The organism is Dictyoglomus sp. LHC4, assembly GCF_055181355.1.
In genome coordinates this window covers 1708022-1725438 of the sequence record NZ_CM143707.1, presented here as the reverse complement: position 1 = coordinate 1725438, position 17417 = coordinate 1708022, and the positions used below count along the sequence as shown (strand labels likewise).

General features: G+C 31.6%; 17 protein-coding genes and 1 tRNA gene. 10 read left to right on the top strand and 8 right to left on the bottom strand.

Going from position 1 to position 17417, the window contains the following annotated elements; genetic code table 11:
* Window positions 1–45 precede the first annotated feature (45 nt).
* Entirely contained in the window at window positions 46–1116 is a 1071-nt protein-coding gene (gene pheA, locus ACY3JO_RS08765) for a prephenate dehydratase (protein WP_463084615.1), read from the top strand.
* On the opposite strand, the gene ACY3JO_RS08760 is transcribed toward pheA, so the two are convergent.
* Both ACY3JO_RS08760 and ACY3JO_RS08755 read right to left on the bottom strand, forming a co-directional pair.
* Window positions 1092–1904 (bottom strand): sugar phosphate isomerase/epimerase family protein, encoded by an 813-nt coding sequence (locus ACY3JO_RS08760; protein ID WP_463084614.1) that lies wholly within the window; start codon window positions 1902–1904, stop codon window positions 1092–1094. The two genes, pheA and ACY3JO_RS08760, sit on opposite strands and share 25 nt — an antisense overlap.
* Window positions 1901–2461 (bottom strand): nitroreductase family protein, encoded by a 561-nt coding sequence (locus ACY3JO_RS08755; RefSeq protein ID WP_463084613.1) that lies wholly within the window; start codon window positions 2459–2461, stop codon window positions 1901–1903. Before ACY3JO_RS08755 ends, ACY3JO_RS08760 begins: the two co-directional genes overlap by 4 nt.
* Window positions 2462–2551: 90 nt before the next feature.
* Between ACY3JO_RS08755 and ACY3JO_RS08750 the strand changes: the two genes are divergently transcribed.
* The 7 genes from ACY3JO_RS08750 (at window position 2552) to ACY3JO_RS08720 (ending at window position 7848) form a co-directional block, all read left to right on the top strand.
* A tRNA-Ser gene (locus tag ACY3JO_RS08750) sits at window positions 2552–2641 on the top strand.
* Between the two features lie 49 nt (window positions 2642–2690).
* The gene (locus tag ACY3JO_RS08745) at window positions 2691–3212 is read left to right on the top strand and encodes a metallophosphoesterase family protein (RefSeq protein ID WP_463084612.1); all 522 of its coding nucleotides are present in this window, start codon (window positions 2691–2693) and stop codon (window positions 3210–3212) included.
* Window positions 3209–4843, top strand: a complete 1635-nt coding sequence (locus tag ACY3JO_RS08740; RefSeq protein WP_463084611.1) for a formate--tetrahydrofolate ligase — start codon at window positions 3209–3211, stop codon at window positions 4841–4843. Before ACY3JO_RS08745 ends, ACY3JO_RS08740 begins: the two co-directional genes overlap by 4 nt.
* A gap of 9 nt (window positions 4844–4852) precedes the next feature.
* Entirely contained in the window at window positions 4853–5704 is an 852-nt protein-coding gene (locus ACY3JO_RS08735) for a bifunctional 5,10-methylenetetrahydrofolate dehydrogenase/5,10-methenyltetrahydrofolate cyclohydrolase (RefSeq protein WP_463084610.1), read from the top strand.
* Window positions 5688–6296: a methylenetetrahydrofolate reductase C-terminal domain-containing protein gene (locus tag ACY3JO_RS08730; protein WP_463084609.1), complete on the top strand. Its 609-nt coding sequence runs from the start codon at window positions 5688–5690 to the stop codon at window positions 6294–6296. Before ACY3JO_RS08735 ends, ACY3JO_RS08730 begins: the two co-directional genes overlap by 17 nt.
* Entirely contained in the window at window positions 6293–7159 is an 867-nt protein-coding gene (locus ACY3JO_RS08725; RefSeq protein ID WP_463084608.1) for a methylenetetrahydrofolate reductase, read from the top strand. The genes ACY3JO_RS08730 and ACY3JO_RS08725 overlap by 4 nt, the downstream gene beginning before the upstream one ends.
* 14 nt (window positions 7160–7173) lie before the next feature.
* Complete coding sequence (locus tag ACY3JO_RS08720; protein WP_463084607.1) at window positions 7174–7848, top strand: acyltransferase; 675 nt, start codon at window positions 7174–7176, stop codon at window positions 7846–7848.
* A 3-nt stretch (window positions 7849–7851) separates the two neighbouring features.
* On the opposite strand, the gene ACY3JO_RS08715 is transcribed toward ACY3JO_RS08720, so the two are convergent.
* From ACY3JO_RS08715 to nifV, 4 genes are read right to left on the bottom strand one after another with little or no spacing between them, the layout of a single operon-like run.
* Window positions 7852–9003: an iron-containing alcohol dehydrogenase family protein gene (locus ACY3JO_RS08715; protein WP_463084606.1), complete on the bottom strand. Its 1152-nt coding sequence runs from the start codon at window positions 9001–9003 to the stop codon at window positions 7852–7854.
* Window positions 9004–9504, bottom strand: coding sequence for a 3-isopropylmalate dehydratase small subunit (locus ACY3JO_RS08710; protein WP_463084605.1), 501 nt, complete (start codon window positions 9502–9504; stop codon window positions 9004–9006).
* 15 nt (window positions 9505–9519) lie between these two features.
* Window positions 9520–10776 (bottom strand): 3-isopropylmalate dehydratase large subunit, encoded by a 1257-nt coding sequence (locus ACY3JO_RS08705; RefSeq protein WP_463084604.1) that lies wholly within the window; start codon window positions 10774–10776, stop codon window positions 9520–9522.
* A 2-nt stretch (window positions 10777–10778) separates the two neighbouring features.
* Window positions 10779–11927 (bottom strand): homocitrate synthase, encoded by a 1149-nt coding sequence (gene nifV / locus ACY3JO_RS08700; protein ID WP_463083423.1) that lies wholly within the window; start codon window positions 11925–11927, stop codon window positions 10779–10781.
* 206 nt (window positions 11928–12133) lie between these two features.
* Between nifV and ACY3JO_RS08695 the strand changes: the two genes are divergently transcribed.
* Entirely contained in the window at window positions 12134–12487 is a 354-nt protein-coding gene (locus ACY3JO_RS08695; protein WP_463084603.1) for a hypothetical protein, read from the top strand.
* Window positions 12488–12502: 15 nt separating this feature from the next.
* Window positions 12503–13369 (top strand): UTP--glucose-1-phosphate uridylyltransferase GalU, encoded by an 867-nt coding sequence (gene galU, locus ACY3JO_RS08690; RefSeq protein WP_463084602.1) that lies wholly within the window; start codon window positions 12503–12505, stop codon window positions 13367–13369.
* On the opposite strand, the gene ACY3JO_RS08685 is transcribed toward galU, so the two are convergent.
* The gene (locus tag ACY3JO_RS08685; protein WP_463084601.1) at window positions 13335–16244 is read right to left on the bottom strand and encodes an AAA family ATPase; all 2910 of its coding nucleotides are present in this window, start codon (window positions 16242–16244) and stop codon (window positions 13335–13337) included. The genes galU and ACY3JO_RS08685 overlap by 35 nt on opposite strands.
* Complete coding sequence (locus ACY3JO_RS08680) at window positions 16241–17416, bottom strand: metallophosphoesterase family protein (RefSeq protein ID WP_463084600.1); 1176 nt, start codon at window positions 17414–17416, stop codon at window positions 16241–16243. Before ACY3JO_RS08680 ends, ACY3JO_RS08685 begins: the two co-directional genes overlap by 4 nt.
* Window position 17417: the final 1 nt, after the last annotated feature.

The window sequence follows — 17417 nt, the reverse complement described above, 5'->3', positions numbered from 1 at the left end:
TCTTATAGAATTTATAAAAATTTATAGATTTAAAAGAGGTTAGTTATGGAAAAATTAAATGAATTAAGAGAATTGATAGATGAGATTGACAAAAAGATTTTGAATCTTTTAAATGAGAGAGCAAAGATAGTGTTAGAAATTAAAAACTGGAAAAAAGAAAAAGACTATCCTGTTTTTGACCCTAAAAGAGAAAAAGAAATATTGGAAAGACTTATAAAGGAGAATGAGGGTCCTCTACCTCCAGAGGCGGTTTATGGAATTTTTAAAAGTATAATGAGTTATTTGAGAAGTCTTGAAAAAGATTTAGCTGTAGTCTATCTTGGCCCTGAAGGAAGTTTTACACATCAGGCTGCTGTTAAATTTTTTGGGGAAGGAGTTAGATTTATTCCTTTACCTTCTGTGGAAGATATTTTTAAGGTTTTAGAGGAAGGATCAGATTTTGGGGTAGTACCTATTGAGAATTCTTTAGAAGGAACAGTAGGAGTTACAATGGATTTTTTAGCAATTACTACAAATAAGGTAATAGGTGAGGTATATTTGGACATTAGACATTCCTTATTATCCACAGAAAAGGATATTAAAAAGATTAAAAAAGTTTATTCTCATCCTCAAGCATTAGCCCAATGTAGGAGATGGCTGAGGCAAAATTTACCTGATGTAGAAGAAATACCAACTTCTAGTACTAGTTATGCTGCCATGTTAGTGTTAAAAGAAAAAAATAGTGCAGCAATAGCAAGTAATTTTGCGGCTGAAATTTTTGGCTTAAATATAATAGCTGAAAATATACAAGATGCATGGAATAATAAAACAAGGTTCTTAGTACTTGGTAAAAATATTCCAAAACCAACAGGTAAGGATAAAACCTCCATAATTTTTTCAGTAAAACATCAAGCGGGAGCTCTTTATAGGGCTTTACGGCCTCTTCATGATTTTGGATTAAATATGACTTTAATTCAATCAAGACCAGTCCCCTCTAAACCCTTTGAGTATAGATTTTTTGTTGATTTCCAGGGACATGTTGAAGATTATAAAGTAAAAGGAGCATTGGATAAGATAAAGGAAGAATGTTTAGATTTTAAAATACTTGGTTCTTATCCAGAAGCTAATGATTTCTGAGGTAGATGTTTAATTATAAATTCTTTACTATAGATTAGATATTCTATCTTATCGTTAAATACAGTCTCTACTGTTAGGATACTGTCATAGTTTATCTCAAAAAGTTTTTCGAAGAGCTCTTTGAAGTTTATAAAGCCTTCACCAAGTTTTAGGTATCTTCTATTTCCTTTTTCGTCAAAACTTTTTCCATCATAATCTCTTATATGAATATTCTTGAGATATTTGGAAAGAAGGTCTTTAGGGTATTTGTCCAAGGAATAGGGAGTGGAATAAAGATATTCTGTATCAATGGTTATTCCAAAACCATCCTTATATTTTTCACAAATGTTTTTAAAAAACTCTGGAGGATCTAAAAGGTATGGTACATTTTCTATTGTAAGTGTAACATTTTTTCTTTTAGCAAAAAGTAAAATATTGTCCAAAATGTAGAATATTGTTCTTATTAAGGATTTAAAGTTTTTTTGAAATGGTGGATGTAAAATTATATAATTTACCTCTAATTCTGACGCTTTTTTGATTAATTTACTTAAAGGAGTAAAAATTTCTTTTAAGGGTCGATGAAGAGTATTTTTAGGGGCATGAATCGTAAGTACTTTTCCTTTTATTTTTGAAGCTTCTTGGAATAGGATTTCTTTTTGTTCATCAGAAAATACATTTGGTATAAAAAGTTCTATACCATCATAGCCATGTTTAACTATATTGTTTATAGCTTTTATAGAATCTCTTAATTTTTGTTCTGTAGATGAGGATGGATCAATAAAAGCTGCTGTAGAACACGATATTTTCATTTTTCTGTATATTTATTTATAAATACAAATTTTTCTATAGGAAGCCTTTCTGGTCTTTTTAATTCTCTTTCTTTTTGTTCATCAGATAATAAAGTACTTAGCTTTTCAGCTTTTTTCCCAAATATAATAAGAGCTATTACTTGCATATCCTCAGGTATGTTTAAAATCTTCTTGACCTTTTCTTCATCATAACCTGCTATTGGATGAGCTATTAGTTCGAGTTCAGTTGCCCTTAATAACATAAGGCCTACTGCTATTCCAGTATCAAATAAAGCATAATCTCTCCCTTTTATTTGGCAATCTAATTCATATTTTGTAAATACAGTTACTATTAATGGTGATACAAAAGCCCAATTATTTCTTGGTGTTAGAGCAGTAAATAGTTCTTTTAAGAGTTCTTTGTCATATGTAAATATAAATCTCCATGGTTGGTTATTAAAACATGAAGGTGCAAGGGATGCAGATTCAGCAAGATCTAAGATTAATTCTTCAGTAACTTCAAAAGGTTCTAATAATCTTAAAGCTCTTCTTTCTTGAATTGCTTTTTTAACATCCATTTTATAAAATTTCCTTTCTTTTTTCTTAGATTATATCACAAGATTTTAAACAAAATTAAAAATTTTTATGGTATAATTTTCTTGGACATCGGGGAGGTGTCCGAATTGGCTAAGGGGCCGGTCTTGAAAACCGGTAAGGCCTTCGCGGCCATGTGGGTTCGAGTCCCACCCTCCCCGCCAATTTTTTGTTAGATATTTTAAAAATGTTTCTCTAACATCGGAGGAACGAATGTTAAAAATTGGAGTAATTTCTGATACACATCTTCCTTCTCGTTTTCCTTATCTTCCTAAAATTATTTTAGAAAAATTAGTGGGAGTTGATCTCATATTGCATGCTGGTGATTGGGAAGAGCTTTTCTTCTTTCCTGAACTTAAAAAAATAGCTGATGTCATTGGTGTACACGGAAACATGGATTCATGGGAAGTGAAAAAAGTTTTACCTTCTAAAAGGATTATTACTCTTGAAAGAGTAAAGATTGGAATCACTCATGGTAGCGGTGCTCCATGGGGAATTAAAGACAGGGTCAAGAAAGTTTTTGAAGAAGATTTAGAAAATATTAATGTTATTATCTTTGGACACACGCATCATGCTCTTATGGAATGGGATGATAAAATATTCTTTTTCAATCCAGGATCTCCAACAGATAGGTTTTTTACTGATAAAAATACTATAGGTTATCTTTATATAGATGGAGATAAGGTCTGGGGAGAAATAATTCCTATAAACCTGAATCTTGGAGGTATAGAGTGAAGAAGATTTTTGATCTTGCATCAGAATTGGGACTTTCCGAAAAAGATATCTTGCCTTATGGATGGTATATAGGAAAAGTTAATTGGAAGGTTCTAAGTAGACTTAAAGATAAAGAAAAGGGGAAATTGATTCTTGTAAGTGCTATGAGTCCTACCCCTTTAGGTGAGGGAAAAACCACAACAACTATAGGACTTGGTGATGCTTTAAATCTTTTATCTTATAAAACCATTATATGTATAAGAGAGCCTTCGATGGGGCCTATTTTTGGAGTTAAGGGAGGGGCTGTTGGGGGTGGTAAGGCCAAGGTTATTCCAGAGGAAAATATAAATTTACATTTCACAGGTGATATTCATGCAGTAGCTTCTGCTAATAATTTGTTGTCTGCTATGTTAGATAATCACATATATCACGGAAATGGGCTTGAAATAGACATTAATCAAATTTTCTGGAAAAGATGTTTAGATATGAATGATCGCCAATTAAGATTTATAGTAAGTGGTCTTGGAGGAAAGGGAAATGGCATACCGAGGGAAGATGGATTTGATATAACTGCTGCTTCTGAGGTTATGGCTATTCTTTCTCTTTCAAGGGATATTCAGGAACTAAAGGGGAGACTTAGTAATATTGTTGTTGGTATAAACAAAAAAGGGGATCCTGTTTTTAGTAGGGATTTAGAAGCTCATAAATCTATGGCAGTACTCTTAAAAGATGCCTTATCTCCCAATTTGGTACAAACCTTAGAAGGATCTCCTGCCTTTGTACATGGGGGTCCTTTTGCTAATATTGCTCATGGTTGTAATTCTCTTATATCTACAGAGATGGCCTTGAGACTTGCTGATTTTGTGGTTACTGAGGCTGGTTTTGGGGCAGATTTGGGGGCTGAAAAGTTTTTTAATATAAAATGTAGAATAGGTGATATAAAACCCAATGTAGTAGTTTTAGTTGCAACAATAAGAGCTTTGAAGTATCATGGTGGATTAAAAAAAGATTGGGAGAAGGAAAATATAGATGCTTTAGAAAAAGGATTTCCTAATCTTCTTCACCATATTTATATTATCAAGGAAGTATTTGGTTTGCCAGTTGTTGTATCAATAAACAGATTTCCTACAGATACAGAAAAAGAGATAAATTTTGTAATGAAGATGTTAAAGGAAAAAGGTATAAGGGTTGCTATTTCTGAAGTGTATGAAAAGGGTGGAAAGGGTGGGGTAGAATTAGCAAAAGAAGTTCTTTCTGCTATTGAAAATGATCCAAATAACTTTGCTTTTCTTTATAATCTTGATGAACCTTATGAGGCGAAAATCCGTAAGATTGCAGTAAATGTTTATGGAGCAAAAGATGTTGTGTTTTTAGACGAGGCAAAAGAAGATCTTAAAAAAATAGAAAAATGGGGATTTAAAAATTTACCTATTTGTATGGCAAAAACCCAATTTTCTCTCTCAGATAATCCTAAGCTTACTGGAAAGCCAGAGAATTTTGTAATAAACGTGCAAAGAATAAAGATTTCTGGAGGGGCAGGGTTTATAGTTGCCTATACTGGAAATATAATGACAATGCCAGGATTACCTAAGATACCCTCAGCTTGTAAAATGGATATTAATGATAATGGAGATATTATAGGAGTGATTTAGGAGGGTAAAATGGCAAAGATTTTATATGGAAAGAGTGTAGCAGAAAACTTGGAAGGAAGAATTGTAGAAAAGGTAAGAAAATATATAGAAAAGGGAATTACTCCAACTCTTTGTGTGGTTAGAGTGGGTAATAATCCTGAAGCAGAGGCTTATGCAAATAGTATAGAAAAGATCTTTAAAAAATTAGAAATAAAAATAAATAAAATCAATTTTGATGAAAATATCTCTCTAAATGATTTTATTAACGAAATGAATTTGCTTGGTATAAATAAGGATATTCATGGAATTTTGCTTCTCAGACCTCTTTCTCGAAATTTAGAAAAATTGAAGGCTTTCCAGTATATTCCGCCTTCAAAAGATGTGGAAGGAATAACTTATGAGAATTTAGGTAAATTGATGGCTGGTGAAGATACATTTTTTCCTTGTACACCACAGGCGGTTATCGAACTTCTTGACTTTTATAATATTCCTATAGAGGGTAAAAATGTAGTAGTTGTAGGTAGAAGTATTTCTGTAGGAAGACCTTTATCCCTTCTTCTTTTGCATAGAAATGCAACTGTAACAATATGTCACTCAAAAACGATAGATCTAAAGTTTTATACTAATATGGCAGATTTCTTGATAGTAGCTGTAGGTAAACCTCGTATAATTACAGAGGACATGGTAAAGGAGAACGGGATTGTAATTGATATAGGAACTAATGTGGTAGATGGAAAATTAGTAGGTGATGTTGATTTTGAGAGCGTAAAGAATAAGGTTGAAGCTATAACTCCTGTTCCAGGTGGAATAGGTGTAATAACCACAAGAATATTAGCGTTAAATTTATTAAAGGCTATAGAAAAGAATGAGGATCGAAATTAAAAAGATAGAAGAAATAAAAAATTTAATATCAGGAGAAAAAATATTTATTTTCTCTTGTGATAATTGTGGTTTTGAAAGTATTGAGAAAAAGAATAAAGAGATATTTTCTTATTTGGCTGAGTTAGAAATAGATATAGTGGGAGTTTATAATCTTACTAAGGATAAGTGTAATGTGGGTAGTTTGAAGAGGATAATAGATAAGATTGGGATTGATATAAATAGAGCTGATAATATTCTGACATTTACTTGTGGTGGGTTACCTCAAATATTAACAAATTATATTAAGAAACCTGTTATTCCAGCTACTAATACTCTGAAGATCGAACCTGGTAGATCCTTGGGTAGTTTTGCAAGATTATGTTCTGCTTGTGGAGAATGTTGGATTTATTATACAGGGAATCTTTGTATGGAAAAGTTATGTCCTAAAAAGATGAGAAATGGACCTTGTGGTGGAGCAGAAAATGGGATATGTGAGGTTTACGAGAGATTGTGTCCTTGGGTAATTTTGTTTAGAGCAAATAGAATATCTGAAGAAGATTTCCTCAAAATTGTTCCACCAAAAGATTTTAGTAAAATTCTTTTACAAGAATGAATTTTGAGGAAAAATTAAAATCAGGAAAATTCATAATCACAGCGGAAGTCAGTCCTCCGAGAGGAGTGGATGTTTCTTCTTTTGTTAGCAAGACTTTAATGTTAAAAGATAGAGTAGATGCAGTAAATGTTACTGATTTCCAAAATGTAGGTGTTAGAATCACCTCTTTAGTAGGAAGCTATTTGTTGTTAAAAGAGGGAATAGAGCCTATCTTTCAAATTACAGCCAGAGATAGGAATAGGGTTGCCATTTCGGGTGAGCTATTAAGTGCATATGCCCTTGGTATAAAAAATGTTTTAGTTTTAACAGGGGATTATACAACTACTGGTATATCTAAAAGTGCTAAACCTGTATTTGATTTAGACACAGTAAATATATTAAAGATGGCAAAGAAGTTAGAATCAGGGGAAGATTTTGCAGGAAAAAAATTAAATAAAAGTCCTAATTTTTTCTTAGGAGCAGTCTTTAATCCTAATATTACTCCTTTAGATATTGAGATTTTAAAGATAAAAAAGAAAATTTTAGCAGGAGCTGAATTTTTCCAAACCCAATTGGTATTTGATCTATCAATAATGGAAAGGATAAGAGAAAAGGTGGGTAGTGAGGTAAAGATAATCGCTGGAGTTACTATTTTTAAATCCATGGAGATGATTGACTATATGATAAATAATGTGCCAGGCATAAAAATACCAAGGTATATTTTAGAAAAATTTGAGGGAAAAGATAACATAAAAAATATTGGTATTGAACTTTGTGTAGATTTATGTAGTAAAATGAAAGAAAGTAAGTTGGTTGATGGTGTTCATTTTCTTGCATCCAGACCATCAGATATTATAGAAGTTATGAATATCTTAAGATGGTAAAGGAGGATAGGTCTATGTGGGCACCAGAAGATTTTTTTGAAATTGATGGAATAGAGGAAGATCTCTTTAAAAATGTTGAATATGTTTGGGAAGCCTTGAAAAACCTAAAAACTTTTCTTGAAAAGTATATAAAGCCAGATATGGAGGGTATTATTCAGGGAGGAGTTTTTATAGAGGGTCCAGTATATATAGGTGAAGGCACAGTTGTGGAACCATTTGTATATATAAAGGGTCCTGCCTATATAGGGAAAAATTGTGAGATAAGACAAGGTGCGTATATACGAGGGAATGTTTATATAGGGGATAATTGTGTAGTGGGCCATTGTACAGAGGTTAAAAATAGCATATTGCTAAATGGTGCGAAAGCCCCTCATTTCAATTATGTTGGTGATAGTATTTTAGGTCATAAGGTCAATTTAGGGGCTGGGACAAAAATATCTAATTTAAAGATGGGACCTTCTTCTACGGTAAAAATAAGTGTAAATGGTGAAGTTTATGATACTGGATTAAGGAAATTGGGAGCAATTATAGGAGATGAGAGTGAGACAGGTTGTAATTCTGTTTTAAATCCTGGCACTATATTAGGCAAAAAAGTACTAGTTTATCCTAATGCTTCTGTAAGAGGGTATATTCCTCATAAGTCAATAGTAAAATTTAAACCCGATTTAGATATAGTTAGCTTAAAATAGGATTTACCAAGCTTTTTTGAGAATTTCTAAGATGACTTCATAGTTTAGGGCTCGAGGATTTGTTTTGTAAGAGCCTGTCTTTGGAGCTTCTTTAGCAATAGTTGATAGCTGTTCCTTTGATATTCCGTAATTTCTGAGCCCTAATTTTATATCTAAAGTTTTTAAAAATTCTTCTATTTTTTTCAAAATTTTCTCCTTTGCAGATCTCAAAGAATAGACCCCTACAGCTTTGCCAAGGATTGAGATCTTCTCTCTTGGTAAAATATCCAAGTTATATTCTAACATTGGAATGGTAATGAGAGCACATGCAAGACCATGAGGTATATTAGCATATACTCCTATGGGATGGGCTAAGGCATGAATACCTCCAAGCCCTGTTTGAGAGAAGGCCACTCCACTAATGGTGCTTGCATAAAGTAGTTTTTCCCTTAAGTCTATTCTTTCTAAATTTTCAATTACTCTTGGCAAATATTTATAAACAATTTTAAGAGAATTAATAGAAATGGGATCAGTTAAAATATTGCTATTTAGCGATAGAAAAGATTCTAAGGAATGAATAAAGGCATCTAAGCCACTATAGATAGTATTTTCTCTTGGCATAGATAAGGTAAGTAGAGGATCCACAATAGCAATTTTCCCATATAAACTATCATGCCTTATACTTAGTTTTTCTTTAGTGTCTGGGTTAATAAGTACTGATACCTTCGTTACTTCACTTGCTGTACCTGCGGTAGTAGGGGCTAATATGCATGGTATACTTTGTGTAAAGATTTTTTCACTTTTTTCACCTATATAGTCCCATATAGAACCTGGAAGATTTATCTTTAGAGCTATAGCTTTTGCAACATCTAAAACACTTCCACCTCCTATTCCTACAATTAAATCTACTTCTTTTAGTTTTGCAATCTCAGCACCATTATCTACCACATAATATGGTGGTTCTGGAGGTACATCATCAAAAATGGTTACTTCTACTTGATAATTATTAAAAAGATGGAGTAATTTATCTAAAATTCCTGTAATTTTTAGATGCTTTCTACCAGTTACTAAAAGTATTTTTTTGGCTCCCAAGGCATAGGACTCTTCGGGAATTCTTTCCCAGAGTCCTATACCAAATTTAATCTTTACAGGTAGATAAAAGGAAAAATTTTGCATTTATATTTTGAAATCTCCCTCTTTTTTAAGATACTCTACTAATCCTCCTGCCTGTAATATTTTTACCATGATATCTGGAAATGTACTCTTAGATAATATTGTTATATTTTTAGTCTTATTATAAATTTTTCCCTGAAATAAATCTACTTCTAATTCATCTCCATTACCTATCTCATCAGTATTAGCTTCTAAGAGAGGAAGACCAATATTAATTGAATTCCTATAAAATATTCTTGCAAAACTTTTGGCAATTACTAAACTTATTCCTGCATATTTTATAACTAAAGGGGCTTGTTCTCTTGAGGAGCCACATCCGAAATTCTTTCCAGCTACTATTATGTCCCCTGGATTTATCTTTTTATAAAATTCTGGATCTAAATCCTCAAAGAGATGTTTTGACATCTCATTAAAGTCTAAGGATTTAAATTTGTATTTTCCAGATATAATATAGTCAGTATTTATATCGTCTCCGAATTTATGAGCTTTACCTTTTAATATCATTTTTATTCTTTCCTCCTAATCCAAAAATTCACGAGGATCAGTAATCTCTCCCTTTATTGCTGAGGCAGCTACTGTTAAAGGAGATGCAAGGTGAATTAAAGCTTTATTGTTTCCCATTCTTCCTTTAAAATTTCTATTTGCAGTAGATATAACATTCTCTCCATCAGCGGGTACTCCTTGATGTGTGCCTACACATGGACCACAACCAGGATTTGTAACTATAGCTCCTGCATTTAAAAATATTTCAATAAATCCTTCTTTTAAGGCTTGCATATATATTCGCTTAGATGCTGGAGTGATTATAAGTTTAACATTTTTATTCACCTTTCTCCCCTTTAATATCTGAGCTGCATATCTTAAATCTTCCAATCTACCATTAGTACATGTTCCTATAAAGGCTTCATGAATTTTTATTTTCTCTATTTGAGATATGGGATATACATTGTCCACAGTATGGGGTAAGGCTACCTGTGGCTCTAAATTAGAGATATCAAAATTATAAACAGCCTCATATTCTGCATCTTTGTCCGCTTCAATACCACTATTTATATCCATTCCTATGTTTTTAAAAAATTCCTTTGTTTTTTCATCAAATGGCATAATACCTGCTTTTGCACCCATTTCTACGACCATATTAGTTATTGTAGCTCTTCCATCTATAGAAAGGTCTCTAATAGTTTCTCCATCAAATTCAATTGCTTTGTATGTTAATCCATCAGCTTTAAAGTATCCTACTAGGTATAATATGATATCCTTTGAAACAACGCCCTTAGGAAGTTTGCCATTGAGACTGATTTTAACAGCATTTGGAACTTTAAACCACAATTTACCCGTATACATTGCTGCTGCAAGCTCACTGGATCCTACTCCAGTGGAAAAGCAGTTTAGAGCCCCATAAGTGCAGGTATGGGAGTCTGCCCCAATTACCAGACTTCCTGGAGTAGCTAAACCTCTTTCCATAAAAACTTGGTGACATACTCCTTCTCCAAATTCTGTAATCTGAGTTCCATATTTTTCTGCAAATTCTCTCATTAACTTATGAAGGTTAGCCACTCCTTCGTTAGGAGGAGGAACTGAGTGGTCCATAACAATAAGTACTTTTTCTGCATTTACAACTCTTGTTCCTCCTAGTTCCTCAAAGACTTTTATTGCTAATGGAGATGTGCCATCTTGTCCCATTAAAGCATCTAATTTAGCAATAACAATATCTCCTGCTTTAACATCTTTACCAGCATGATTAGAAAAAATTTTTTCTGCTATATTTTTTCCCATCTTTACACTCCTTCTTTTTCTAATTTTTCTTTTAGATAGTCATTATAAAGATACATTAATTCTTTATCAAATAAAGGTCTTTTAAGTTCTACAGCAAGAGCTCTTACCTTTTTAAGTAGTTCTTGGGCATCTTCTTCAGATAAAGTGATTCCATATTCTTGGAATTTTCTTATAAGAGCATGAGTGCCTGAATGTTTACCAATTACTATCTGTCTTTCTCCTCCCACCTCTTCTGGAGAGAATACTTCATATGTTTTAGGATATTTAATTACACCATCTGCATGTATTCCAGATTCATGAGCAAATATATTTTTACCCACTATAGCTTTATTTACAGGTAATTCTCTTGCAGAAGCTTTTGCTACATACTCACATAATTCTTTTAATTTATAAGTTTTAATTCCCACATCTATGTTATAAATATACTTCAAGGCCATGACTACTTCTTCCAATGCTGCATTTCCAGCCCTTTCACCAAGCCCATTTACAGTCACGCCTACATAGGTTGCCCCAGCTCTTACTCCTGCTAAAGCATTGGCGGTAGCCATACCAAAATCATTATGAGTATGCATTTCTACAGGAATTCCTACCTTTTCTATAATGGTCTTAACAATCTCATATATTGTGAAAGGTTCCATTATCCCAACGGTATCACAAAATCGCAATCTGTCTGCACCTGCTTCTTTGGCTGCTTTCGCAAACTGGAGTAGGAATTCTAAGTCTGTTCTTGAGGCATCTTCTGCGTTTACTGATATATATACTCCATGTTTCTTAGCAAATTCTGTAGCTTTAACCATGTTTTCCAAAACCCATTCTCTTGTCTTTTTAAGTTTATATTTTATATGTATATCGGAAGTAGAAATAGAAATAGCTACTGCATCTACCCCACATCTCAATGATGCTTCAATATCGCTTATAACAGCTCTATTCCATCCCATAATACTGGCTTTGAGGCCGGCCTTTACTATAGCCTTTATTGCTTCCTCCTCATCTCCTCCCATGACAGGGATACCTGCCTCGATTTGGTGTACTCCTATTTCGTCAAGCATTCTTGCTATTTGGAGTTTTTCAGCTTTGGAGAATACTACTCCAGCTGTTTGTTCTCCATCTCTCAATGTTGTATCTACTATCTTTATTTCTGTATCCTTCATATTTTATACGCCTCCTTGTAAATATTTATCTTTCACTAAAAACTAAAAAAGGTGCTTTGGCTCCTTTCGTCCAAAGCACCTTTGCGTTTTTTTCTCAGTTTTTCCATTTAATTTTAGCACAAAATTGTAATGAAAAAAAGTTGCTTAAATAATCTTTAATGTATAGAATAATTAGAGATTTGTTAAACTTTTTTGGGAGGAAAGATATGTATAGAAAATTTTCACTTTCTGAAGGGAATTTGGAAGATTATAAAAAAGGTAATTTTATGGTTAGGTTTTTAAACTTTTCTCCTACTTTTATAAGTGATACAGAGATTCATAAAAGAGTTAATGATATGTATATCGTATTTAAAGGGAGAGGGAAAGTATTATTAAGTGATAAATATAGTGGGGGTACGGAGATAGAGGAGGGAGAAATAAGAAAGTGTGAAATTATAGAACCAGAGGAGATAAATATAAAAGATGGTGATGTCTTAATAATTCCCCCTGGAATTTGTCATCAGCTTAGAGTAGAGAGCGAGAGTTTAACTTTAGTTATAGTTAAAATTCCTGAAAATTAGAGGAGGAACTCAAAGATGAGTATTAAAAAGGCTGTTTTTCCTGCTGCTGGTCTTGGTACTAGATTTTTACCTGCTACAAAGGCTCAGCCTAAAGAGATGCTTCCAGTAGTTGATAAACCTATAATACAATATGCTGTGGAAGAGGCTGTAAATTCAGGAATTGAAGAAATCATAATAGTAACTGGTAGAAATAAAAGAGCTATTGAGGATCATTTTGATATATCTTTTGAGTTGGAATATTTTCTCCAAAAGAAAGGTGATTTAGATCTTTTAAAGCAAGTTAGGGAAATATCAGAGCTTGGTACAGTTTATTATATAAGACAGAAGGAACCTTTGGGTCTTGGTCATGCTGTGCTTGTAACAAAGGCATTAGTGAAAGATGAACCTTTTGCTGTTATTTTAAGTGATGATTTAATAGTCAGTAATATTCCATGTATAAAGCAAATGATAGATGTTTACGAAAGATATAAGTGTTCTGTTGTTGCAGTAGAAAGAGTACCAAGGGATGAGGTTAAAAACTATGGTATTATTTCTGGAAGAGAGATTGAAGAAGGGATTTATCAAGTAACAGATCTGGTAGAGAAACCTTCCGTAGAAGAGGCCCCTTCTAATTTAGCTATTGTTGGGAGATACATATTAACTCCTGAAATCTTTACTATGCTTGAGAAGGTAAGGCCAGGAAGAGGTGGAGAAATACAACTTACTGATGGACTTAAATTATTATTAGAGAAAGAAGCTATATATGCTTATGAATTTAATGGAAAGAGATATGATACAGGAAATAAACTTGGTTTTTTAATGGCTTCGGTAGAACTTGCTCTTCAGAGAGAAGATTTAGGAGAACAATTTAAGAATTATCTTCGTAATCTAAAGATTGAGTAGTGTTTTCCTGTACTTTTGTTATTTTACCATTTTCTACATAGTAGATCTCATCAAAAATGGATTCATCGATGGGAACATGTGTTATAAGGAAGATTTGATCAAAATGCTCTGCTACGTCTCCTTCAGTGAGAAGGTATAATAAGCCTTTTGCTCTCTCCTCATCAAAAGATCCAAGAGGTTCGTCTAAGAATATAAATTTGGGCTGTACACCTTTATCTTGGGGTAACGTGGCCATAGCAAAAGCAAGTCTTAAAGCTAAGGAAAGTTGATCTTGTGTTCCTCCGCTAAAAATGTTTTTTTCTAAGGGTTCCTTTTTGAAACTTGTGTAAACTTTTAATTTATAATCGTCCCCAATCTCTACATAATGATATCTTTCTGAGGTTAAAATGGGTAATATTTTTTGCATAAAGGACTCTGTTCTTGGTCTAATTGCTTTTAATATAGTTTCTCTTGTGGTATCTACAATCTTCATTGCATAGTTCATTTTAGTAATTTCTTTTTCTAATTTTATATATTCTTGATTTATTCTTTCTGGATGTAAATCTTCTCTTTTATTTCCTGTTTTTTGCTCATATTCTTTTAGTATTCCTTCCTTTTCACCTTTTTGTTGAAGGAGTTCCTTTTCTTTTATTGTTAATTCCTCTTTTGAGTTTTCATCAAATACTTCATTTATATAGTTTCTCCAATCATCTACAAATCTTTTGGAAAATTCAGTTATAAGATCCTGATAATTTTTCTCTATAGAGTTTTTTTCGCCCTTTTTTTTGTTTAGTTCCTGAGCAATTTTTTCATATTCTTCTTTTACCCTATCATTTTCCAACTGACTTATTAATTCTTCTATTTCTGACAAATACTTATCATCACTTCTTCTTAATTCGTTTATCTTTGCTTCTAAATTTGCTTGTTCTTTTGATATTTCGTTTTCAATATTTTTGTAGTCTCTTTTTTTCCTTTCTAATTCCTCTTTTAATCTCCTTATATTTTCAATCTCGTTTTCTATAGATCCTTTTTGAGAAATAAGAGAAGATAATTCTTTTTCAGGCATAGTATCCTTTTCTCTTAAGGAGATTAATTCTTCTTCCTTCTTTTTAATGGTGTCTGATAGCTTTTTTAATTTCTCTTCTATTTTGTTCAAGTTATTTTCTTTTAATTTTTCTTGGAATTCTAAGGATAATTTATGGATTTCATTTTTATAAGAATCAATATTTTTAATTTCACTTTCTATGTAAGCTTTCTTTTGCAACATTTCTGTAATTAAATTATTGGTTTGATTAAGTTTCATTTTTAGTTTTTCTTCTAATCTTTCTATTTGTTCCTTTTTATATGTTTTTTTCTCTTGAATTTTATTTAATATTAAGGCTAATTCTTCTTGATTCTTTTCTTTGAGATCAAGAGGAATGTCTTTCTCAATATATTCTTGAAGATTTTTTTCTTTGGTAAACTCTTTGTTTATCTTTGCATAATTCTGATAAAAGTAGATGGATAAAATGATTAATATTCCTGTGGTGATGAAAAACATATTTGATAAAAGGATAGCTAATGCTAAAGATAGTAGTGTAATGAATGATGAGGTAACAAAGTATTTTTTAGTTTTTTGTACTTCATAAATTAATTCATAAACTTTATTTTTTTGTTTATGATAATCTAAAGCCCTTTTATATTTATCTTCTAATTTGGGTATTTCTTGTATTTTTCCTGATAGATCTCTTAGTTTCTTAACTCTTAATTCTAATAGATTTTTCTTAAAAAGTAAGTTTCTTTCTTCTTTTTGGAGCTTATCTTTCTCCTCTAGTAATTCTTTTTCTTTTGATGTTTTGTTTTCTAATTCCTCATATTTTGTGAATTTTTCTTGAAGGTTTGATATTAAATTATTTCCATCATTTAATACTTTTTCTAATTTTTCAATTTCCTGCTTTATCTTGATAACATTATTAAGCCATTCAAGTTGAATTGAAAGTTCCTTTTCTTTAGCTATTCTTTCTTCTAAATCAGTTATTTCTTTTTGAAGCTTTTCTTTCTGATTTTCTAATATCTGAAGTTTTTCTTTAATGCTTGTTATTTCTTCTATTTTTCTTTTTTCTTCTTTTAAGAATTCTAAGGTTTCTACTTTATTTTTTAGGTTTTCGAGATTTTGTTCCAAGCCTCTAATTTCTTCTTTAAGATTATTTAAAGTTACTTCCAAATTGTATATATTTTTAGATTTTTCAATTTTTTCAATCCTTTCTATTTCTCTATGGATTCTATCTAATTCCTCCTCAATTTCTGGTAAAACTCTTTTAGCCTCAGCTGCTTTCTTCAAAAGTTCATATTGGGGTTTTTGTTTCTCAAGTTCATTTTTGATCTGTTTTGCTTTCTCAGAAATATTCAAAAGATAATCCAAGTTAAATAATTTGGATATTATTTCTCTTCTGTCTCCGGCCTTTAAAGATTCTAAGGCATCTAATTTTTTTTGTGCTACAAGACATGTGTTTAATAATATATCCCCATCAAGACCTATTTCTTTAACTATTCTACTATTTACAATTCTTACTCCTTTTACTATTTCTTGTTTTATAGTTTGCCCATTTATATTTTTTATAACCAAAGAGGCATCTTGGTTTTTATTAAGAGGAAGGACTCTTCTTATAGTTATTAATTTATCATTAGTTTTTACGGTAAGCTCTACTGTTGTTTCGTTGGTTCCAAATCTTATAAGATCATTTTTATTGTGTTCGAGTCCTTCCCCAAAAAGTGCAAAATAGATTGCCTCAAATATACTACTTTTTCCTGCCTCATTCCTCCCTTTTATAAGTATTCTTCCCTGATCTGGAAAATTTAGAGATGCTATTTCATATTGTTTAAAATTTCTAAGTTTTAAGCTCACAAGTTTTATCATAAGAACTCTCCTCTAATTTTTAACTCTTCTCTTATCCATTTAACTGCTTCTATTATAGCTTCTTGATCTTCTTTGTTTTCTTCCAAATATTTTTCTGTTACTTTAGACAGATTCTTTTCAAAACTGAAATCTTCTGATGGTATTATTGATATCTCTTTCCCTTTTATTCTCAAATTTTGCGTATCTAAGTCAAATAAAAAATTAGCTTTAAGTCCTTCGTCTAATATCTTGCTAAAATTTATGGAACTATATATAGATATAGGAATTTCTCCTACAATTTTGCATTTTAACATAAGATCTTTTTGAGATTCTCTTAATATTTTGTCAATAATGGCATTGGTATAATCTTTTTCCGTAATTTCTGAAAGTTTTATCTCCATGATTTTCATGGGTTGTGGTTCTATTTTTTCATGAATTATATCAATCTTTTTTCCTTCTATTTTTAATAGATAAAAACCTGGGATAAGATCTATCTCTCCAAAATCAAATCTTTCAGTACTCCCTGGTATTATTAGTATTTTATCTCCAAATTTATAAATATTCTTCTCATGGAGGTGTCCCAATATATAAATATTAAAGGGGAGACTATATAAAGTATGTACTGATACTTGAGGCTCAGAAGATTTTGGATGAGCATATTTTTCAAAGGAGTAATGGAGAATTAGGATTTTCCATATATTATTATCTTGAGGTATAGAATCTGTTAATTTTATATTTTCTAATGGATCAATTCTTCCCTTTTTTCTTGGATCGTGGGATAAGCCAGATATAATTAATTTCTGATCCTTCTCAAATATATCTACATTAATATTAGATTGAGATAAAAAAGATTTTATTAAACCTACTTCTTCATAAATTTTCATGGGAAAGGCATCACTATCTATCATATTTGGAGCATCGTGGTTTCCACCAATAGTATAAATTTGAATATTGTTTCTTTTTAATCTTGAAAACTCTCGAGCGACAAAGGCCAAATCTTGGTTCCTGGGATTTGTAGAATCGAATAAATCTCCAGCTTGTATAAATACATCTACCTTTTCTTCAATGGCATAATCTACTGTTTTTTTGAATGCTTCTCTTATCTTTCTTCTTCTTTCGTTTAGTCTTTCTGGTACTAACTTTTTGTAGTATTTACCTAAATGGTTATCAGCAGTTATAAGAATTTTTATCATG